The 22,182-nt window shown below is 43.5% G+C and carries 17 protein-coding genes; 11 read left to right on the forward strand and 6 right to left on the reverse strand.

What is annotated here, in order from left to right; all coding sequences use genetic code 11:
• Positions 1-36: 36 nt before the first annotated feature.
• Positions 37-1,017 (reverse strand): serine hydrolase domain-containing protein, encoded by a 981-nt coding sequence (locus tag Q9R46_RS21930; protein WP_311281768.1) that lies wholly within the window; start codon positions 1,015-1,017, stop codon positions 37-39.
• Between the two features lie 717 nt (positions 1,018-1,734).
• On the opposite strand from Q9R46_RS21930, the gene Q9R46_RS21935 reads away from it, so the two are divergent.
• Together Q9R46_RS21935 and Q9R46_RS21940 are read left to right on the forward strand one after the other, a co-directional pair.
• A complete protein-coding gene (locus Q9R46_RS21935) occupies positions 1,735-2,055 on the forward strand; it encodes an S-layer homology domain-containing protein (protein WP_311281769.1) in 321 nt (106 codons plus the stop codon).
• Positions 2,056-2,070: 15 nt separating this feature from the next.
• Positions 2,071-2,577: an InlB B-repeat-containing protein gene (locus Q9R46_RS21940; RefSeq protein ID WP_311281770.1), complete on the forward strand. Its 507-nt coding sequence runs from the start codon at positions 2,071-2,073 to the stop codon at positions 2,575-2,577.
• Here the strand turns inward: Q9R46_RS21940 and Q9R46_RS21945 are convergent.
• Both Q9R46_RS21945 and Q9R46_RS21950 read right to left on the reverse strand, forming a co-directional pair.
• Complete coding sequence (locus Q9R46_RS21945; RefSeq protein WP_311281771.1) at positions 2,498-4,363, reverse strand: leucine-rich repeat domain-containing protein; 1,866 nt, start codon at positions 4,361-4,363, stop codon at positions 2,498-2,500. The two genes, Q9R46_RS21940 and Q9R46_RS21945, sit on opposite strands and share 80 nt — an antisense overlap.
• 135 nt (positions 4,364-4,498) lie before the next feature.
• A complete protein-coding gene (locus Q9R46_RS21950; RefSeq protein WP_311281772.1) occupies positions 4,499-5,383 on the reverse strand; it encodes a GNAT family N-acetyltransferase in 885 nt (294 codons plus the stop codon).
• 221 nt (positions 5,384-5,604) lie between these two features.
• Here Q9R46_RS21950 and Q9R46_RS21955 point away from each other — a divergent pair, with 221 nt between their 5' ends.
• The 4 genes from Q9R46_RS21955 (at position 5,605) to Q9R46_RS21970 (ending at position 9,015) form a co-directional block, all read left to right on the forward strand.
• Positions 5,605-6,243 carry a TetR/AcrR family transcriptional regulator gene (locus Q9R46_RS21955; RefSeq protein WP_311281773.1) on the forward strand — a complete coding sequence of 213 codons (639 nt, stop codon included), beginning with the start codon at positions 5,605-5,607 and terminating at the stop codon, positions 6,241-6,243.
• Positions 6,244-6,323: 80 nt separating this feature from the next.
• Complete coding sequence (locus tag Q9R46_RS21960; RefSeq protein WP_311281774.1) at positions 6,324-7,538, forward strand: alpha/beta hydrolase family protein; 1,215 nt, start codon at positions 6,324-6,326, stop codon at positions 7,536-7,538.
• A gap of 11 nt (positions 7,539-7,549) precedes the next feature.
• Complete coding sequence (locus Q9R46_RS21965) at positions 7,550-7,984, forward strand: SRPBCC family protein (protein ID WP_311281775.1); 435 nt, start codon at positions 7,550-7,552, stop codon at positions 7,982-7,984.
• Positions 7,985-8,187: 203 nt separating this feature from the next.
• Positions 8,188-9,015, forward strand: a complete 828-nt coding sequence (locus tag Q9R46_RS21970; RefSeq protein ID WP_311281776.1) for a prenyltransferase/squalene oxidase repeat-containing protein — start codon at positions 8,188-8,190, stop codon at positions 9,013-9,015.
• A gap of 86 nt (positions 9,016-9,101) precedes the next feature.
• Here Q9R46_RS21970 and Q9R46_RS21975 read toward each other — a convergent pair whose 3' ends face one another.
• Positions 9,102-9,308: a DUF2536 family protein gene (locus tag Q9R46_RS21975; RefSeq protein ID WP_311281777.1), complete on the reverse strand. Its 207-nt coding sequence runs from the start codon at positions 9,306-9,308 to the stop codon at positions 9,102-9,104.
• A gap of 112 nt (positions 9,309-9,420) precedes the next feature.
• Entirely contained in the window at positions 9,421-9,783 is a 363-nt protein-coding gene (locus Q9R46_RS21980; RefSeq protein WP_311281778.1) for a damage-inducible protein DinB, read from the reverse strand.
• Between the two features lie 210 nt (positions 9,784-9,993).
• On the opposite strand from Q9R46_RS21980, the gene Q9R46_RS21985 reads away from it, so the two are divergent.
• From Q9R46_RS21985 to Q9R46_RS22005, 5 genes are all read left to right on the forward strand, one after another.
• Positions 9,994-10,986, forward strand: a complete 993-nt coding sequence (locus Q9R46_RS21985; RefSeq protein WP_311281779.1) for a tRNA dihydrouridine synthase — start codon at positions 9,994-9,996, stop codon at positions 10,984-10,986.
• Between the two features lie 315 nt (positions 10,987-11,301).
• A complete protein-coding gene (locus Q9R46_RS21990) occupies positions 11,302-14,382 on the forward strand; it encodes a hybrid sensor histidine kinase/response regulator (protein WP_311281780.1) in 3,081 nt (1,026 codons plus the stop codon).
• A gap of 34 nt (positions 14,383-14,416) precedes the next feature.
• Complete coding sequence (locus Q9R46_RS21995; protein ID WP_311281781.1) at positions 14,417-15,532, forward strand: response regulator; 1,116 nt, start codon at positions 14,417-14,419, stop codon at positions 15,530-15,532.
• Positions 15,533-15,868: 336 nt separating this feature from the next.
• Positions 15,869-20,710 carry an S-layer homology domain-containing protein gene (locus tag Q9R46_RS22000; RefSeq protein ID WP_311281782.1) on the forward strand — a complete coding sequence of 1,614 codons (4,842 nt, stop codon included), beginning with the start codon at positions 15,869-15,871 and terminating at the stop codon, positions 20,708-20,710.
• Between the two features lie 520 nt (positions 20,711-21,230).
• Positions 21,231-21,800, forward strand: a complete 570-nt coding sequence (locus Q9R46_RS22005; RefSeq protein WP_311281783.1) for an SF0329 family protein — start codon at positions 21,231-21,233, stop codon at positions 21,798-21,800.
• Positions 21,801-21,965: 165 nt separating this feature from the next.
• On the opposite strand, the gene Q9R46_RS28615 is transcribed toward Q9R46_RS22005, so the two are convergent.
• Complete coding sequence (locus tag Q9R46_RS28615; RefSeq protein WP_397386401.1) at positions 21,966-22,046, reverse strand: putative holin-like toxin; 81 nt, start codon at positions 22,044-22,046, stop codon at positions 21,966-21,968.
• Between the last annotated feature and the right edge of the window lie 136 nt (positions 22,047-22,182).

A 22,182-nucleotide genomic window follows, 5' to 3' on the forward strand; every position in this document is an offset into this window, starting at 1 on the left:
CCCTCTTTATTTGTTGGGACTGTTCTCGTGCTGCATCTATTCTTGGAAAATCATTTTGGTTAGATCCATTCTAATCCGTTCCACATTAGTCGTTGATAAATTGTTCAGCATGATGATTGTAATCCTGTCATCGACATAACGGACGATTTCATTTTTGAATCCAACAATACCGCCGCCATGATAGACTCTTCTCCGATGCTCATCTTCATCTATAAACCAACCATAACCGTATCCAAAGCCATGGGCAGTGAATATTGTGTTGAGGCTTTCCCTTGTGACTAATCGCTCTGTGTACAATGACCGGTCCCACTTGAATAGATCTTCCGTTGTAGAATAAAGATTTCCACCACCAATGGGAAAACTCATATCAATATACGCTGCATTAACGATATCATTATCGTATTCATAGCCCTGCGCCCTGTTAGGTATAACTTTTCCATGGTTATCGCATCCAGAATTATTCATACCCAGGGGAGAAAAGATGTGATTACTTAAAAATTGTTCATAAGTAAGTCCTGTCATCTTTTCTATAATGTACGCCAGTAAAATATAACCTGAATTACTATATTGGAATGTAGTATTTGGAACAAACTCAGGTTGCAAGTCGGTGATTAAACGAACTGTTTTCTGAGTTGTCGTGGGTTGCTTCATTAATTCTTTAATATTAGGAAGTTGTGTGATATTGGGAATCCCAGATGAATGTGTTAATAAATGATGCAAATTAAATTGATCACCGTATTTATATGAGGGTATGAACTTTGAGACCTGATCCAGTACGTTTAATTCACCTTGCTCTTGAAGCATCATGATAGCCATTGCCGTGAACTGCTTAGTTATCGACCCAATCCTGAACTTGGTCTCAGGTGTATTCTTTACTTGGTGCTCACGATCGGCATAGTTATATCCACGATTAAACCAAATTTTGTCATCCTTAGAGATCAACACACTACCACTGTATTCTTCATCCTTTTCCAAAGATGTAAAGAAATCATGAATTTTGCTTTCGAGAGTTCGCAATGATTTATCCTCCAAGTTCCTCAATTTGTATCTTTTATCATATAGGAATTTATTGGGAAAACAAGTCTTATAGTATTTCTACCCTTGTGGTAAAATAGTATTAGGGAGGTCTATACAGATCTCCTTTTTTATTTGCCATTAAACTAATCGATCTTACCCGTGAGATTAATCCCATCTATTAAATTTTGAACTATATCATTTTATCAAAAAGTCGAGCAAAACTAAGGTGTTCATTTTTTAGTTCCTCGACTTTTTTTGATGCCTGAAGTATTCGAACCAATGACCCGCAAATTCCCCAAGCTACAATGATCTATAAACCCAATACGCCACACATCGCTGAACCTAACTCTAACTTAAAGTTTTCTTTATAATCCACCAAAGGTCCCATCCCGCATGCTAAAATACGGAAGAAAAACGACATGATTCGCTAGTGTCGGGCCACCATTCGATGGAGAAGAAAGGTGGCTTAACAACTCCAATCCACTCCAATCCTTAGAGATAGTAGCTTCGTGGAAGCCGTGCTGACTCGCTTGAAGCACTCACTCCGCAATATGCAAGGATTCCTGCCGTTCCTGCGGTTTCCAGCGATTCTAGAGGAATGTTGATCTGCTTGGTCAGAGGCCGTTAGACAGCGGTAGAGTACTGTAATTTTGCAATAGAGGGATTCCTCAGAGTTTTTTTAAAAGTCTGATCTATACATAGAAGGGATGAATGAAAGTGAAGAAAGTACAAAGACAAGGGTGGAAGGTAAGCTGGCGGATGCTGGTGTGGTTGCTGATCATTAGCTTAGTCATAACTGCGTTTCCTGTACTGCCAGAGCAGTCAGTAGCAGCAGACTTGCCAATGCAGCAGACAACAGTAACCAAATCTAGTGAATTCCAGGATGTGAGTCCAACAGATTGGTTCTATGATGCAATCATCCTAGTACAAGAGAAGGGTATATTTAGCGGTGCCGTTGTGAAGCTCTGGCAAGCGGGCATGTTCACGGGCGACGAAAAAGGAAATTTTAACCCGGGTGTGCAAGCTTCTCGTGCGTAAGCGGCGGTTCTGTTCATGCGCAACAATGCGGTTGTGGAGGCGTGGAAAAGTCAGAATCCATCAACGGTTACCCCGACACCAACGCCGGTAGTAACACCGACTCCACAACCAACACCGACGGTGACGCCAAGTCCAAATCCAACGCCAATCCCTGGAGGTAACAATGGTGGTGAAACACCAGGAGGAAACGGCAGCACCGATAATAAGACATATACACTTACTTTCGATAGCAACGGAGGTACGGCAGTTAAAGCGCAGACAGTCCGCAGTAACGAAAAGCTAACTAATCTGCCTGTCCCGATCAAGGAAGGTTACATCTTCCAAGGTTGGTTTACCGAAAGTGATCTCTCTTCCATCTTCGCGGAAGGAAGCACGGTAACTGCCGAAACCAAACTGTATGTCAAATATACACATAGCGTGGAAAATGCCGTACAGCGCTTGGCTAATATACCTTTACGTCCGTTCCAAGCACGGACTTGTTTTGCACCGGATTGCCGGATAGATATACTTTTTTCAAATTAGTCAGCTTGCTTAAGGTCTCCACGTTGGAAATGGCATTGTTTTCGAGATGAAGTTCCTCCATAGATCGCCAGTTGCTCATAAATTCAAGCGAAGCCAGGTTGCTGTCTTGCAGGGTGAAGGAACGCAGGGCGGACAGTTTGGAAAAGTAAGGCATCATCTGGTCCACTTCAGTGACGGAGGTATTATTTATGCTGAAATAGGGCTCCTCCAGGATTAAATGTTCAAGCACCTTGTTCTCCGCACCTGTCTTTTGTTCGAAATTCAGCCTGCACTCCGAGCACACCAGCGATCTTACCTGCTTCAAACGAAATAAGGCATCACTCTCTGTGTAAAGTCCAGAGTCGTAAATGTTCAGCGTCTGCAGATGTGACAAACGATCCAGAGCGCTTAGACGAGTGATGTCACTGATTTCCCAGAGGGAGAGCTGTTCCAGCTTCGGAAATTTTGCTAGTGTGGCCAGATTTAACTCTCCGCTTCTGCCTCGAAGGGTCAGGCTGGTTGCAGACGGTGCTTTCAACCCGGTTAGGAAAGAGCCAGGGATTTCTACCTTATCTGCATTAGGTAAGCTTAGCGCTTCTGCATTCTCGTAGTATCCAGATAACGTCAATTCCCGCAATGAGGATAAGCTATTTATGGTCTTTGTTGAACTAAGCTTGCTTAAGGAAGCCAGGCGCAGTTTGGTAATCGAGGTTTTAGCGGCTAGCGGTTCCAAACTGGAAAAGTTTACATTTTCAATGTCCAGCTTTTGAAGAGCGGGCATATTTTGCACAAAGTCGATGGACTTCACGTTGGTTAAAAAGGAAAGCCGAAGTTCCTGAAGCTGGGTTAATGCATATAACGGCTGCAAGTCTGTGGCTTCACTGTAATTGATAGATAAGGATGTCAGCCCGGTCATGGACGACAACCATCCCAGATCATTGACAAAAGTGAGTGACAGGGACTTGAGCGGTAGTTTGTTTAACAAGTGAAAATCCGTGACAGACTCATCGACATAGGTAATCGATAAAGAGTTCAGGTTAGGAAATTCCAGCAGTAAGGCTAATTCCTGATTGCTGCGAAGCTGGGTAGTCAGGTGCGTAATTTTTGACTTGTCACCAAAGTAGCCGGAAAACGAATGAAAGGATTCGTTAAAAGCGCCACCATAGCTTTTCAGTCCAGACATATGGGCAAATGTGGTTTGATCCGTCTGGGTAATTTCATAGGTTCCCGTCAGATCGAGCGCCGTCAGTCCCGTAAAGGCTTCAAAATCTCGCTGATCAATCTCCTGTGTGTTCAGTTTCTTGTCCTGAGTAACATAAGTGATCTTCTCGGCCTTTTCATTACTGAAGGGATCGGAGAAGCTATAGATAAACTGCCATTGGTCACTATCCAGATAATCTACGGTCAGATAGCGCACACGAGCGAGTTCCTCTTCTGTCGGTAAGGCAGATCCTTTATCAAAGATATCCCGTAAAAAGGAGAGCAGAACCTCGCTTTCCGGCATCTTGCGTACAGGCAGATTGGCTTCTGTTTTTTGAAGCGTGGAACTCGTACCGGAGTAAAAATAAGCACCGATGGCACCCGATAGGACTAACATCAGTATTAGTAATAGCCTTACGGAGAGGTTCGGCTTCGGTGCTGCTTTAGGGGGCGTCCCGTGGTAATGATTAATGGTTTGGTCTACATAGTAGACATTGTTTTGCTTCAACAAAAGCTCTGTTTCACAGTACGGACATTTTAAAACTTGCCCCTCCTTGTATTCAATTGTTCCGTTGCAGTTGGGACAGTTTAACGGAATAAATGCCACGGATGCCTCCCCCTTCATGATGATTGTAAGGTTTATCGTTCTGAAGTGTTACGTTCAATAAGAGAACGAAGTTTCACATAGATAAGGAGCAGGGGAAACCTGCTCCTTTGTGGTCTATTTTTAGATTAATGCCCACTAAGCGATGGATGTGATTGGATGTTTAACGTTAACAGGATAGAGGATATCACCATGGGTTTTTACAAAAAGACCTTCGTTGGTCATCGTGCTTTTTAAATCCATATCTTTGTCCTCATCCGGGGTGAAATGAAACGTTACTTTCTCTGTGTCTGCATCTGCAATCGTATTCAAAATATCTCTCATATTCATTTCGTTTAGGCTGACTACATCGAAGAGATCGATATTACTGTTTTCTTTCTGATAAATGACTATGACGTTTTCGTTTACCAAATAATAAATATCATCACTAAACACATTCAAGCAATAAAACATGAATATGCCAGGAGTACGATCGGTTGCAAACCGCTTGGAAACAGGCAATCGTTGCGATGCGAATTGTTGAATAAGCTTTAGATCCTCTGCGTCAGTCACATTTAGTTTCCGCAGGTTCGCAGGTTCTACCGGGTTAGCTTTATAATGAAAGTCCATTGAAAATAAATGTTCTTCCACAGCTTTGAACCCAAACTTGGGATAGAAATCAAGAACGGACTCATTGGCAAAAAGGTACATGAGATCATACTTGTTCTCGTATTCCTCCAGAATTTTGTTCATTAGACTTGCAGATAGACCCTTCCCGCGGTAGTCGGGATGTGTCACCACCGTGCCGATTTGAATTGCTTTTTTCTTCTCCCCCTGGATGATCAGTTCAAGGATATTCACGGATGCATTAGCGACAATACGATCTCCATCTACAAACGAGAAAGGGTTGTATCCTTCGCCCCAGCAACCATGTTGGTACCAATTTTCGAAATGGATATCAAATGTACTCGCAGCGAGCTCGAAAAAACTGTTACGAAGGGTGTCGTTGTTTTTATAATTTTTCGTAAATTTCAAATCCTGCATGGTATGTTCTCCTTGATTTCTTCGTTTGTGTAGATTATTACATGTAGATTATTACAAGGTGATTAAGCTTACATTTCTACCAGATATTATTCGACAAATACATTTAAATCCCTTCATATCACATCTTCATGTTATGTTAATAACAAATGAAATCCTCAAGCTCTATTGCATTTAATATTAGTTCCTTATATAATTTCATTGAACAGGCGGTGAATGAAGTGGTGAATAAAAAAGATACAGCCCATCTTACGAGTCGTGATCTGCAAGCAATTGAAAGGAAAAAGCAGTTATTGAACTCAGCTAAAGAGTTATTTGCTACTCAAGGTTATCATGCAACGACGACAAGAGAGATAACCAAGCATATCGGCATGGCGGATGGTTTGATTTATCATTATTTCCCGGAAGGGAAAAAACAGATTTTAGATACGATACTTCAGGAATTTCTGGATGACAGGTACAAGTTGGTGGAGTCTGAAATTAATTCTTTGCAGGCAATGTTACCGATCCGAGAGTTATTGCTTTCACTGGGAGGTATTTTCCTGAACTATATAGGCAATGACAAACATGTGATGTTAATTCTTCTGAAAGAGAAAAGCGTAATTTCTGCCGAGTACACGATGAGTTTTAATCAACATGTGAAGTTGATCATTGAGCAAACGATGAAGTTAATTAAGGTCTATGTCGAGCGTAAAGAAATCCGTTCGTATGATATTTTTATGATGGTGAATCAGTTCTGGAGTTCAATATATGCTTACATATTGCAGGAGTTATTTTTTGAAGAAAACAATCTGTATCAGCGTGACCGACATGATTATCTTCAGCAAATCGTTGATCATACAATGTTAACTTGGAAAATGTAGACATACGTTTTCCAGGTATTTTTTTAAGTATTTAACTCACTGATTGTTCAATGAAATTATTTTTCGGGAGGGAAGTATGTATGAAACTTTATTTTGAGGATCAAGCCTTTTCGTATGAGCTCTTGAGAGCTGTAACGTATGCAGGATATCAGGGCGCAGAAATAGGAGAATGTCTGGCGACAGTAGCACGGATTGAAGAAGGAAACTTCGATAGCTGGTTCATGGAATGGGCTAAAACGGCGGATCGAACCTACGAGACAGCATTGAACTGCTTGCAAAAAAACCATAAGGTAAGTGCCAGAGAGGCCTTTCTGCGGGCACACAATTATTACCGTACAGGGGAATTTTTTCTGGATGGAACTGATGAGAGACGGGTGAATAATTTTGAACAAAGTGTGCAGGCTTTCGAACAAAGTATGCATTTGTTAGACAGTCATTATGAGATTGTGAACATTCCTTATGGCGATACGACTCTGAAAGGTTATTTCTATGGTGCTATGGATGACCAGAAGAATGAGCTAACGAAACGTCCGGTGCTTGTATTTATCGGGGGGTATGATTCCACCCTGCAAGAATTATATTTCTGCGGTGCAGCGGCGGCGATCAAGCGTGGGTACCATTGCCTTGTTTTTGAGATGCCAGGACAGGGAGAAGCACTTCGTAAGCAAAATTTGGTTATGCGCCATGATGCCGAGGTTCCGGTGAGAGCAGCTTTGGATTATCTGGAGACCAGACAGGAGATCGATTATGAAAAAATTGCATTGCTAGGCATGAGCTTGGGCGGGTATTTTGCTCCGAGAGCGGCAGCATTTGAAGAACGAATCAAGGCCTGCATTGCGTTTAACGTGTTTTATGATACCTTCGATTCGACATTGAATCAAAATCCACAATTGGCTCAGGTGTTACAGCTTCCAGAAGAGGAAAGAGAGCAGATGCTTGCACTCGCTGAGCAGAACAACTCCAATCTGAGATGGATGCTGAATAATGGAAAATGGGTTTTCGGATTGAACCATCGTTATGAATTATTTGACGAGATGAAAAAGGCTTCTTTAAAAGGAATCGCAGGTAAAATAAAATGCCCAATATTACTGACCATGGGAGAGACGGATCATTTCGTTTCGACAGATCAGCTACAAGCGCTGCTTGAAGAGATTAAGGCACCGAAGACGGTTCGGGTTTTTACTATTGAAGAAGGTGCAGAGGAGCACTGTCAGGAGGGCAATCACGCCTTGTTCCATCAGGTGATGTTTGACTGGCTGGATGAAGTATTTGAATACAATTTATCTAACATCTAGGAGGAATGAACATGAAACAGATCAGAACTGAAATTTTAATTAATGCACCTGTTCACAAGGTTTGGGAAGTATTAACTCATTTTAAAGCTTATCCAAGCTGGAATCCGTTTATGGTGTATTTAAAAGGCAAGGTAGAAGAAGGAGCGAAGATTGAGGTTAAAATGGTACCGCCCGGATCGAAGGGCATGGTGTTCAAACCTAAAGTGTTGAAGTACGAGCGCAATCAAGAGTTCAGATGGCTGGGACATACGATGTTTCCTGGTCTGTTTGATGGAGAGCATATTTTTGAGTTGGTAGATCATAAGAATGGTACAACCACCTTTATACAGAGAGAGAACTTTCGTGGCATTTTGGTGCCTTTATTACAGAAGTCTCTGGACAACGGGACGAAGGCTGGTTTTGAAGCGATGAACCAAAAATTAAAACAGGTGTGTGAGTCCCAGTAGTTGAGTTTGATTTGAAAAGAAGCCATTATCAAGCAGACCGCTGCCTATGTCCGGAGCGGTTTATTTGTGTTTATTGTATGAAATGGAGCTCTGTATGAAATGCATGTGTCTATGTACATTTTGTGATTTTAGCTTGACAGGATACGGATATCCTCTCATCGAATTCTAGGGATAAACTCATATTTCAGAATGGAGGTCGAAACATGCCCGTATCGATAGAGAAGGCAAGGGATTTTGTATATGCTAACGGCTCACTCTGGGAGCAAGCGTTGTTTAGTTATCTTTTTGATGGCGGCTCGGTTGAACGGCTGTATCAGCGCCTGCTTTGTTACAAAAATTCGGACGGCGGGTGGGGGCATGGTTTGGAACATGATATTAAATGTCCGGATTCGCATCCGCTCGCGCTGGAGTTTCTGCTGACCATGGGACGGGATATGAACCTGCCGCTGACAGAAGTGTTGACGGGTACAGTGGATTGGGTTGAACGCAATCGATATGAAGATGGCTCTTTGAAGAATCCTGATTCCTTACATAAGTATCCCCATGCTTCATGGTGGAGTGGTGGCGGGCAGTCCACACCCGATTCAATTACAGGTAATTTGATTAAACAGGGGATTTGCTCCGCTTCCCTAGCTGCATCGACATCGAAATGGGCGAAGTCTAACCTCACGCTAGAGCACATTCAGGCCAATGATTGGTTGTTTATGGCGTACCACGCCCATGACTACTATCTCAATCTGGAAGATACGCCTGAGAATAGACCTTTTATAGAAGCAACAATCGACAATATTTTGAAATGTGCTCAAAACGCAACGGAGAAAAATCAATTTACTCTTTTCCAATTTGCGAATACACCCAATACCAGAGTAGCCCAGGCTATGCCTAAGGAATTACTAAACAAGTTTCTGGATGACCTTGCATCCTCGCAACGGGAAGACGGGGGATGGAGCGATGAGCATGGCTTGAAGCATTGGCAGGCGTATCATACGATTTTTACGTTATCGGTGCTTCGGAACTATGGAAGGTTGTAGATTTGTTTGGTAGCTCATGTTTGAACTCACCCTAATTCTTTCGAATTAGGGCTTTTTCCTTAGAGTTTAAAATTGCAATAAACCCATCAATCTACAGCAAAATGCACCACGGCACTATACAACATTTTGTTGCGAACAGGATCAAACGTAGTTTGATGCTGAACCAGCTTCACACGTAAAAGAAGGGCTTTGTTCACGCCCATTCGTTCATCGATGGCACGTTCCAGCTCCTGAAAGTCATAAGCTTGAAGGCATTCAACCTTATCCTTCATGATATCCAGTGAAATTTCCATAAGTGACGTAAACCTCCATTGTATACAATTGGCCCAATCCAGAGCCTTCCGAGTTTCATTGTAGTTGAGCCTTTAGGGATCAGCAAGTGAAAACCAGCTAAATCGTATGTGATTATTTAATTTTAGATAAACTCATTTTGGGAGGAATGGTTCCAAGGATTCTTGCGATTTTCGTAATCTGGCCTCGATGAAGAAATTCATGTACCAGCAAATCGGTCTTTGTAAATAATGCACGCATTTCCTGTACATCTCTTATGGATTCCGGCTTTAACTTAGGAATGCTACGTCCAAGACCGCGAACACCTAACCATATGCGATAACAATCTGAGACATGAACTTGCAGATTACGGATGGATTCTCCACCTAACGCTTCAAGGGTGTGCAGGTATGATGCAGGGGACATCGTCTCACACATTCGGAAGAGGGGTTCTCTCGTTCGTTTAATCATTTCATATTGATACATTAAAATATTCATTTTAATAATCGCCTTTATAAGCGGATAACGATTCGCTTTTTTAATTAAAGACTAAACGTATCTATAATACCTTTGTTGTATATTAATGTAAAATATTTTCAAGTTTACAGGAGAAGTATGCTTCCTTCAGGGGTGTGATATAATTGAGCTACAACTGATTGGCTATTTCGGGATAAATAATTTCCTAGTATGCATAGAGAGGTTTTGGATATGACGAAAGACAATTTTTGGCGTGAATTGCCACGACCATTTTTTATACTTGCGCCGATGGAAGATGTGACCGATGTGGTGTTTCGGCATGTCGTCAGTGAGGCGGGCAGACCGGATGTATTTTTTACCGAGTTTGCGAATACGGAAAGTTACTGTCACCCGGAGGGCAACAAAAGTGTGCGCGGACGGTTAACGTTTACCGAAGATGAGCAGCCGATCGTGGCGCATATTTGGGGAGACAAGCCGGAGTTTTTCCGTGAGATGAGCATTGGCATGGCAAAAGAAGGTTTCAAAGGCATCGACATTAATATGGGCTGTCCTGTAGCGAATGTAGCGGAAAATGGCAAAGGAAGCGGCTTGATCTGCAGGCCAGCTCTTGCCGCAGAGATTATTCAGGCGGCAAAAGCCGGAGGCTTGCCGGTCAGCGTCAAAACAAGACTTGGTTTCACTGAGGTCGATGAGTGGCGTGACTGGTTAACTCATATTTTGCAGCAAGACATCGTGAATCTATCCATCCACCTGCGTACGAGAGAAGAAATGAGCAAGGTGGACGCCCACTGGGAACTGATTCCCGAGATCAAAAAACTGCGGGATGAGATCGCACCGAATACACTGCTAACCATCAATGGGGATATCCTTGACCGTGAGGCTGGCCTTAAACTGGCAGAGCAGTATGGTGTGGACGGCATTATGATCGGGCGGGGTGTTTTCCAGAATCCATTCGCTTTTGAGAAGGAGCCGCGGGAGCACACGACGGAGGAGTTTCTTCATCTGCTACGGCTGCATCTGGATCTGCATGATCAATATTCCGAGCTGGAACCGCGTTCGTTCAGTCCCTTGGCACGTTTTTTCAAAATTTACGTTCGTGGATTCCGCGGTGCAAGTGAGCTGAGAGGTAACCTGATGAATGCTAAAACGACCGCTAAAGTACGTGAGTTGTTGGACGAATTTGCAAGGAACGAGCAGGTAGTTGCAGAGGGAAACAGCATATAAAACAGTTGCATGATCACAGTAAACTTCTGTTAAATGAATCCTCGATACAAAATGGAACTTCTTGATCGCTATTTCAGAATGATGATGGCTGAATTGCATGCAAGATAACCATGTCTAAATGAACAGATATCTAACTTCTAAAAGCTCTATAAATCGCTCAAGTGGAACCATCGCTTGGGCTTTTTGTATTGTTTGACCATTAGACATGAGACCTTACATCTACCTTATGCAGCTTGGGATAAGCTGATATAATGAACCGGATAGGCTGATCCCACGTGCCTTTACGCTAGGATATGAAACGGAGTAGATGGTTAGATGAGAAGAATGCTCGTGGCATTGGTTGCTGTAAGTCTCGGTTGTTATATTTTGTTATTTGGACTACTGGAAGCAACGGAGAATAAAGGCAAGAAGCCAGAGCCATCCAAGAATGGAATCCTGGATATGACCACGTGGAATTTTAATTCCGATGAAGTAGCGCCACTGGACGGACAGTGGGAATTTTACTGGAATGAACTACTGAAGCCAGGAGTCCAGCCCGTTTCAAGCGCGCAATTTATTCATGTACCCGGATTTTGGAGACATACAGCGCAAGATGGGACTCTTCAAGCCAAGGGCGGTGGAACCTATCGTTTGAAGGTGAAGCTGGAGCCTTCTTCGAGGGTATATGGTTTAAGAATTTCGAACATCCGAATGGCGAGTACCGTTTATGTGAATGGCGAGAAGGTGGGAGAGAGCGGTGTCCCGACTCTAGATCAAAATACATATGAATATGTGAACAGGCCGTATAATGCCTTTTTTACAGTACAAGGGGATACGGCGGAGATTTTGATTCATGTAGCTAATTTTGAAAATACGCAAGGCGGCATTCCCTATAGTCTTTACTTTGGGAGTGCACAGGGAATCCAAACGTTTAACATCAATAAGACCGTCCTTAATTTAACATTAATTGCTTCTCTCCTGATGCTCGGATGTTATCAATTAGGAGTGTACATTATTCGCAAAAAAGAACAGGGGCTTCTCTATTTCGGGTTAAGCTGTATTGTGATCGCATGGTCCTTTGCCAGTAACGGCGAACGGATTATTGTAGAATACTTTGAGCTGCCCACCGAGTTTTATTATAAAATTCAAGCGATATCGTTATACCTTTCTTTAATTACCATGGTGATGTTTATCCAATCCATGTGCAAAGGACTGATTGCCCGCTGGTTTACCAGAAGCCTTGTATATGGGATGGCAGTGTATATTGCATTTGTTCTGGTCACTCCGTTTCAATGGTATTCCGACTTCAATATTATCGCTAGTACCTTTCAACTGGGGGCTTACATCATCATGATTGGTGTTCTGCTCTATTCATACCGGAAGGGACGATACGGCGAGTTCAGTAAAAAAAGTCTGGCTCTCTTTATCATGGCCTTATGTAGCTACCTGGTGGGTTTATTCGATTACGCTCTATATTTGAGCAGTCTGACGACAAGTTACCAATTGGGGTATTATGCAATTTTGGCTTTTTGTTTCTTGGCATCGTTCATTATGTCTTACCGCTTCTCTGAAGCGTATAACACCATTGAGAATATGGCGGCCAAGCTTCAAAAGGCGGACAAGCAGAAGGATGAGTTTCTGCTTCAGACTTCGCACGAGTTTCAAACGCCACTGCACGGTATCATCAATTTATCCCAGAACATGCTGGAGACAGGTGCGGAAGAACTGAACGACATTCAGATGCAGAATCTGTCTTTAATCCGGGATACGTCCAGAAGGTTGTCCGCGCTGGTTCATGATATTTTGGATATGGAGAAAATTAAACGCAATGAGTTGACTGTTCTTCCTGCCAAAGTGGATGTGCGCGTTACGGTGTCTCTTGTATTCGATTTGTTTGAACATATCATCACAGGCAAGAAAATCAGGCTGGTTAACGCCGTACCGGATAAGCTACCTCTGGTGTATGCAGACGAGAACAGGTTGAAACAGATTATCTACAACCTGGTGGGCAATGCGGCCAAGTTCACTCAGGAAGGTGTCATCACTGTGAGTGTAAGGACAATGGCTGATCGAGTTACCATCTTGATTGAGGATAGCGGTGTGGGAATTGCCAGGTCGGAATGGGATACGATCTTCCAACCTTTCGAGCAAGCCCATTCCCCGTATGAGTATAGTGGGACGGGCTTGGGATTGTTTATCTGTAGAAAGTTGCTACATCTGATGGATGGAGACATTTATATTGATTGGTCCGAGCAGGGCAGAGGAACAAGGATTGCTTTTACACTCCCGCTGGCGGACGAGAAATGGGATGGAAGTGCGGAAGCTGCTGCGACTTATGAGAATCATATACTAGAGCAGAAGCAGATCTCGGCAGTTCCATCTATTCCAGAACATCCGGTTAATCCGTCTCCGTCTGCTGAAAGTAGGTTCACGATATTGGCTGTGGATGACGAAACGTCGAATCTCCATGTTCTGTCTAGACTATTTGCGAATGAACCGTATCATATATTGTGGGCAAATAGTGGAGTAGAGGCACTGGAGATGCTTCGTAGCCGCTCGGATATCGATCTGGTTCTACTGGATGTGATGATGCCCCGAATGTCCGGTTTTGAGGTCTGCAGAGAGATACGAAAGCAGTTCAGTCTGTTTGAGCTTCCAATTATCTTACTGACGGTGCTTCATTCTTCCAGCGATATTGAGGGCGGGTTAAAAGCAGGAGCGAATGATTTTATAGTCAAACCCTTTGACGCTTCCGAAGTACGGGCCAGAACAGAAACGCTACTGCGGTTAAAGACGTCCGTTGAGGATGCCATGAGGTCAGAGCTTGATTTTCTCCAGTCACAGATTAAGCCGCACTTTTTGTTTAATTCATTGAATTCCATTATGGCTTTATGCCGTATAGATCCGGTACAAGCAGAGAATCTCATTACACATCTTAGCCATTATTTAAGAAGGAGCTTTGATCCCAGACCGGATCGTTATGTGTCGCTGAGAGACGAGCTTCAGCTGGTTGAGGCCTATGTGGCGATTGAACAAGCCCGATTCGAGGATCGACTGACGGTTATATATGATGTACAACCAGCAACGCTGGAGAAAAAAATCCTGCCGTTAACGATACAGCCTTTGGTGGAGAACGCGATCCGGCATGGCGTCATGAAAAAGGTCGTTGGGGGCACAGTTCGTTTGTCCATTACCCTGCATGAGGATACGGTTCAGATCGAAGTATGGGATGATGGCGTCGGCATGACCCCGGATCAATTACAACAATTATGGGTGGCGAATAACTCTTCGTCTCAACGAAGGGGAGTAGGTCTAATGAATATCCGCCGGAGATTGGCACACTTCTGTAAAGAAGAATTAAAGGTGACGAGTGCAGTAGGGAAATGGACTAGCGTCAGGTTCCAGTTCAAAGTGTAAGCTCGTGTACTGTGAAAAGAAGGGAATGATATTCATGAGAGTTGTCATCGTGGATGATGAGCGACTGGCTATTATGCGGCTGCAACACATCCTGGAGGGCATAGAGGAAGTGGAGGTCGTCGGCACATACACGAATTGTATGGAGTTGCTGAATGATTTCTCCCGTCTGCAGCCGGATGCAGCTTTTTTGGATATTGATATGCCTGGTATGAATGGTCTGGAACTGGCTGCGAACTTGCAGGGGATGGAGCTGGATACGGAGATTGTATTTATTACAGCTTATGATCAGTATGCACTGGATGCATTCCGGGTGAATGCGCTGGACTATCTTTTGAAACCTGTAGATGAAGTAGCGCTGCGTGATACCATACACCGAATTCTCAAGCGTAAAGAACGGACTCCTGTGAGGAAAAAAGAAACGGATGCCCGTATTCAATGTTTCGGTCATTATATTGTATCTCGTTCAAGCGATGGGAGCCCGGTCGATTTCCCCACGGCGAAGGCCGAAGAACTCCTCGCATACTTTCTGATTCACAGGGATACGAGTCTTTCTAAATGGAGCATATGTGAAAGTCTGTGGCCGGATCATGAGCCGCAAAAAGCAGAGCAAAATCTGCATACGACCGTATTCCGCATGAAGAAAACCTTGCTGGATAACGGAATCCATATCCAATTAAGCTCCAAAAAGGGCTTTTATCATTTTCAACTGCTCGAGTCCTGCGATTATGTACGTTTCGAAGAGCTGAGGAAGGAAGGATTTTCTCAGATTGACATGTATCCTGCTGATGCAGAAGAAATTTTAAGGCAGTATAAGGGGCCGCTTTTTGACTGGAAAGATTATGCCTGGTGTGAAGCGGATAAGGAGCGGGCGAATCAAAGCTTTCGAGACATGTCCAAAACGCTGGCTCGCTTATATATGAAAAGAGGAGAATATCGGAAAGCTCAGGATTTTCTGCAATTCTTTCTCTCCATCGTTCCTTACGATGAAGAAGGCCATGAAATGATGCTAAGAATCTATATGCACCGGAAGGATCGAACTTCCTTTTCCATGCATTTTAACAAAATGAAAGAGGTATTCCAGCAGGAAATGGGAATGGAACCACCTGCTTTTATGAAGCAAATGTATGTGGAAGTGATGGGGAAATCATAGTTAGAAGAAGCTTCGTACTGTTCCTTGAATAAAAGGGATAATGCGGGGCTTTTTTTGTGGTGTTTTTGGAGGTTTCTTTGTAAGCGTTTTGTAAGCGTACGTAAGTAAAATTAGTTCTTGGGACCCACAAATGTCGAAAGAAGGGGAATTACACGACTTGTTGGGGTTGAGTTGAATACAACGATATGGGGAGGAGAGCGCCTACGGTGAGGGTAGGGGAAAACTGGAGAATGACGGGCTTAAGATATTGAATGTGTATCTGTACATAAATGGCGCCGGAACATAGACAGTGAATATATGAAAAATGAAGAAATTATGCTTAGGGAGGAATTAAGAATGATGCAACACGTTATGGGCAGAAACAAGCTTCGATCCTTGTTTTCTGTTGTTCTTGTTTTTAGTTTACTTTTGAGTTCGTTCCCATCCATTGCTTTTGCGGACGAGCCAACATCAATTAGGATTGGTACGGTTTCTGGAAATCCCGGAGATATCGTAAGTGTACCTGTATATTTGAATCCGGGGGATTATAGTGTTTATGGCTACCAGCTTAATTTTAATTATAATTTTAATGATCTTGAACCCGTGACAGAGAAGCTAGCAACTTCAACATGGGAAAGCTCCAGCTTTAATACGCATACTAATTCCAGTCTGGAAGTTTCTGTCCAGGCGAGTTTTGGAGAAGAGCACATCATAAAGGATGGCGAGCAAAAAGTATTTGAATTAAATTTCAGAATAAAGGACAACGCAGAAGAGGGATCAGCCCATGTCATGAAGAGTTCTGGTAGTTTCACTGGAGCAAATGAATCCACGGTGAATATTGACAATGACCAACAGGGTTCTGTCACGATCAATGCGGGCTCTGGAACAGGCTCGGGGGAGATACAACCGACAGAGGCACAAGCACCTCAAATTACCGGGCAGCCAACGGACAAAAATGTAAGACGGAATGATACGAGTGTGCAATTGAATGTCACTGCATCCGTAAGTGACGGAGGTCAGCTATCCTATCAATGGTTCGCCAGAAAAAACAAAAATTCTGGGGGATTTGAACAAATTGAAGGAGCGACAGATAGCAGTTACGAAGTGTCGACTTCAACATTAGGAACGTCCTATTATTATGTTGAAATAAAAAATACATTGGGTTCTTCAACCAATGTAGCATCTAGTTCAACGGTCGCTGTTGCGGTAAATCCGGCATGGATCGATATCACGGGGGCTGAGGCACCAGTTTCCAATCCGGTGGATATCGCCGTTGATCCAAATGGTACGGTGTACGTGGCAAATTCGACAACAATTAAGAAGCGTCCTAGCAATGGAGATTGGATTGATATTACACCCGAAGGTGCTGAATATATTTCGGGTATCGCAGCAGACAGCAAGGGAACAATCTATGTGTCTCAAAGTAGAAGTAGTTCTATTTTGAAATATATGGATGATGCTTGGGGAGTGGTTAATGGCACGAATGAAGGACTGTCCACACCCGTTGATGTGGCAGTGGACGAGAATGATCAGATTTTTGTAGCGGATTCGGAGTTTAACACCGTTAAAAGGCTGACCAATGGAACCTGGGAAAGTGTCAGTGAATCCAGAGTTTATACTCCTGTTGGATTAGCAGTAGGTCATGGGAATGTATATGTAACATATGATAATTTTGTTGAATTTGGAGTTAAAACGTTATTGGATGGTGTCTGGGGGGACATCACAGCTGGCACAAGATTTAATATGCCACAAGGAATCGCAGCGGATGCAAGTGGAAATGTATATGTAGCAGACTCAAGGAATAGTGTTGTGAAGAAGCTGTCCGATGGCGTATGGACAACGTTCAGCACGGAAGGAGATTTCTCCGTTCCTTCTGGTGTAGCAGTTGGTCACAATGGAGACCTGTATGTAGCGGATTATGGCACTGGAAACATTAAAATGCTTATTGCTAACGCGAAATTACCTATCATTAATGAGCAGCCAATTGGCGATATAGTAGAACAAGGATCTGAAGGTACGAAATTGAGCGTAAATGCCACGGTGTATGATGGTGGATCATTGAGCTATCAGTGGTATAGCAACACGGAAAATAATGTGGAAGGCGCTACATTGATTGAGGGCGCAACGGAGAGCAGTTATTCTGTACCCACAAATCAAGCAGGTGAGGTTTACTATTATTTGAAAGTGATGAACACGAATACAGCAGCTATCCAAAATCAAACTGCATGGGTCAATAGTTCTGTTGTGCAGATAATTACGAAGCCAACAAAGGCACAATCCCCTCAAATTACCAGACAACCTGTGGACAGAAGTGTTAGCCTGAATGACCTAAGTCCACAGCTGAAAGTCGTTGCAAACGTGAATGATGGTGGCCAGCTATCCTATCAATGGTATCGCAATACGAAGAAAAGTGTCGAGAGTGGAAACATTGAAAAGATCGCGGGAGCAACGGAAAGCAGATATGATGCGCCCACATCAACTGTGGGAATAACGTATTATTTTGTTGAGGTAACCAATACGCTAGGTGAAACTTCTACAACAACGCCGAGTACTATAGCTACAGTACTTGTAAGTAAGGGAAGCTGGCAAGATATCACCGGGCCAGAGGCATCTTTTATTGGTGCAAATGGTATTGCAGTCGATCCGAGTGGTACGGTGTATGTAATAAGTGGAATGAAAATTGTTAAGCGTACTATAGATAGTGACTGGCAGGATATCACTCCTGCTGATGGAGAGGAAAGAGAAGATTTTTATACAGGGATTGCAGCAGATAGCAAAGGTACCATTTATGTATCCAGAAGCAATAACGGCTCTATCTTGAAATATGCTGGAGATACTTGGGAAACCATTGATAGTAGTGGACTTTCCAACCCATCCCATTTGGCAGTTGATGAGCAAGATCAGGTTTATGTAGTAGATAGAGGCGACGTAATTAAAAAGCTGGTTGATGGAACTTGGGAGAACTTCGGTTCAATCAATAGTTACATTTCTAGTTTAGTAGTGACTGGTGGGAAATTGTATGCCAGTCATAGTAATGGAGTTACGGTCAAAACGTTGTGGAACGATAGTTCAGAGGAAGTCGTATCTGGCGTGCAGTTTATCATGTTAATAGGAATGACAGCGGATGCGAACGGTAATGTGTATGTTGCAGACAGTGAAGGCGTGAAAAAACTGTCAAATGGTGAAGCGACGCCAATTAGTACAAAAGCCGATTTCAGTATTCCGTATGGGCTCGCTTTAGATTCCATTGGCAATTTGTATGCTGTTGATAATCAGCTCGGCAAGGTTAAAAAGCTCATCATCAATGCGGCAACTCCGGTAATCCACACGGATCTAGTGGACTTAAAGGTAGATCAGGGAAGCGAGAGCCCGCAATTGATTGTGAATGCCACGGTAAGTGACAGTGGTACATTGAGCTACCAATGGTACAGCAACACAAATGATAGCGTTGAAGGTGCTACATTGATCGAGGGTGCAACAGAAAGTAGTTATTCCGTACCTACAGATCAAGCAGGTAAGGTGTACTATTATGTGAAAGTGAAGAACACAAACGATTTGGCTGCCCAGAATCAAACTTCAACGGTCAATAGTTTGGTTGTGGCGGTGACTGTCGACTCAGTTAATCTTCCGGCTTACAATGTATTCTTTAATCGGCAGGATGGAACTGCTCCATTCTCAATGGGGGTAACACAAGGCTCCAAGATTCCAGTAATGATTGTTAAGGAAAGAGCAGGTTACACCTTTGAAGGGTGGTACAAGGATGCAGCAGGAACATTAAAATGGAATAACGATACAGATGTTGTGAACAGCGATGTTACTTTGTATGCAAAATGGACTGCCATTAGCAGCGGTAGCGAAGGTGGCAACGGTAGTGGAACTGGCAATACAGGAAGCAACAACAGTGTTAGCGCAGGAGCAACTCCTGCAGGCACGCCAGCCCCGACCAATGATGCGGTTGTTGTACTGGTGAATGGCAAAGAGGAGCGCATTGGTAAGTCTGTAGCTTCTAAGGAGGGTGAACGCACGGTAACGACGATCACTGTTGATCAGAAGCAACTTGATACCAAGCTTGATGCGGAAGGACAAGGTGCGGTTGTGACAATCCCTGTTTCTGCTGAGTCCAACATCATTATAGGTGAACTCACTGGACAGATGATCAAGAAGATGGAAGACAAACAGGCGATTCTGATTGTGAAAACAGGCAATGCAAGCTACTCGATTCCTGCGCGGCAGCTTGATATTGATTCGATCTCCCGACAATTGGGTTCTATGGGGACGCTGGAGGACATCAAGCTGTCATTGCGCATTGCTTCTCCGGAAGCAGCAATGATGAAAGTTGCCGAAGATGCGGCGAAACAAAATGCACTTACCCTGGTAGCACCTTCAATTGACTTTACAGTCAAAGCAGAATTTGCAGGGAAGTCCGTGGATATAAATAAGTTTAATGTATATGTGGAGCGGTCCATTGCTCTGCCCGAAGGCATTGATCCGAGCAAAATTACGACAGGCATCGTAACAGATCCAGATGGATCAGTACGTCATGTTCCAACCAAAGTAACACTGGAGAATGGCAAGTATTTTGCCCACATTAACAGCTTGACCAATAGCTTGTATTCCGTAGTTTGGCATCCGCTGACGTTCAAAGATGTAGAGAGTCACTGGGCCAAGGATGCTGTTAATGACATGGGTTCCCGTTTAATTGTAAATGGCAGTGGTAGTGATCTTTACAATCCGGATGCGGATATGACACGTGCTGAATTCGCAGCTATCATGATGCGGGGCTTGGGATTGAAACCGATTGAAGGAAATTCACCATTTGCAGATGTAAAAGCATCCGATTGGTATCATTCCGCGGTGCTTACGGCTTATGATTACAAGCTGATCGACGGCTTCGAGGACGGAACTTTCCGTCCTCAAGAGAAGATTTCCCGTGAACAAGCGATGGTGATTCTATCCAAAGCGATGGCCATTACCGGCCTTGCTGACAAGCTTGCAGATAAGGGCAACAATGAACTGCTGACCCCTTATACGGATGCATCTCTTGTTGCAGATTGGGCGAAAGTTGGTGTAGCAGCAAGCTTGGAAGCAGGTATTGTGAGCGGCAGAGGAGCAGAACAACTGGCTCCGAAGGCGAATATTACCCGTGCTGAAGTTGCGGCGATTGTACAACGGTTACTGAAAGTATCTGGTTTAATTTAATCCACTTCAAAGGGTTGCACCTTGCAGAACTAACTGCATCAGGGGCAACCCTTTTTGTATCTTTTGTATATTAAAAAAAGACGTTACCGGAATGGCTATGACGAAACCAGTATATATCCTGCTCCGCCTTTTTCGCTTCGAATAGGAGGGGAGTCTGGTGCAGACATAATGGCATAGCTTATGACCAGACCGAGAACAACAACAAACGTGATGTGAAGCAAGATCGTACGAGAACTGATTCTGAGAATAGCCCTGAGCATGAAGTCGACCCCAATCTACAAAATACGCTATAAATATCTGAATATCTTCATGATAGCACCAACAAAAGAAAATGTGTGAGTTGTGGAGATAAAAACTACCTTTTATCGAAGTTAAAGTTTTATTAGCAGGTGGGACATTCTGAATAGATATGTACAGGCTCTCGGGGTTATTAGTTCGTCAGGCTGTGTTATAATCGAGATAATTTTCGCTTGGGGTAGGCTTCCCGGCGGATAGAACGGGTTCAATCATAGGAGGAACTATGTCCTGGAGTAAATTAAAACAACAATTAGACAGTTTTCTTAGCCCCGCACTGGCTGGAACAGTAGCATATCGGGCGACCAGCTATCGCTTTTTGCCGGATAGATCGGGGAGCTGTTACCTGACTGTGGATCAGAAAAACATTCTCAATATGGCGGATGCGACGACGCCCATTCAGTGGTATAAGAACGATCAGGAGATCAAGAATGATCCCAATATCGTCATTCCTGTAAGCCCTGAAGAGATTGAAGCGATTCGCAAGGAAACCAAAGGGGCTGTGCCGGAGGAACGTCTTGAGATCATGGTGCGAGGTCGCAAGAGTACTTCTCATGCCAAAGAGCTGTTAGCGGCTCAAGCTACGTTAAGCAAAACCAATTTTACGGCGGTAGCCACTACGTTTCTGGCGACTTCAATTGAGGACAATCTGGAGAGTAGTGACATCCTGCTCAATATTCTCGCGTTGATCGACAGGCGGGTGGGAAAAAAGCGGATTCTGAATATGTCCGATTCAATTAAAATGAAGCATTCTGCCGTGCAGTATTTTTACGAATTGCGCCGCAGAACGGTGTGAAAATTTTAATTGCTCGTATTATACTAAGGCTATAAACAGCCTATTATGCAAAAAGAGCCGTGCTGTAACACGACTCTTTGCACAATAGCCGCTTTTAAGGGCGGTAGGTTTCAAACAAGAGGATACACGACCAAGTAGACCGCAACCTTTGCACGGGTGGGCGGTCTACTCGTGTTTATCGGACAGTAGCGCTACAACTAGCAAACCAAAGGTTAGCATTAGCATAATCGCTTCAAACACTGTCACAAGGCATTTGAACGAATAACAGTCGTTATTCTGTACTACATGTTGTTTTTACAGTCCAATAGAGTTAAAATAAGACAAGAACATATGTTTCTTTTGTGCTAAATTATACATATTTGAGGGGTTGCTTTGCTTGAAC

This window comes from Paenibacillus sp. RRE4, from assembly GCF_031844205.1.
GTDB classification, from domain to species: domain Bacteria; phylum Bacillota; class Bacilli; order Paenibacillales; family Paenibacillaceae; genus Paenibacillus; species Paenibacillus xylanexedens_B.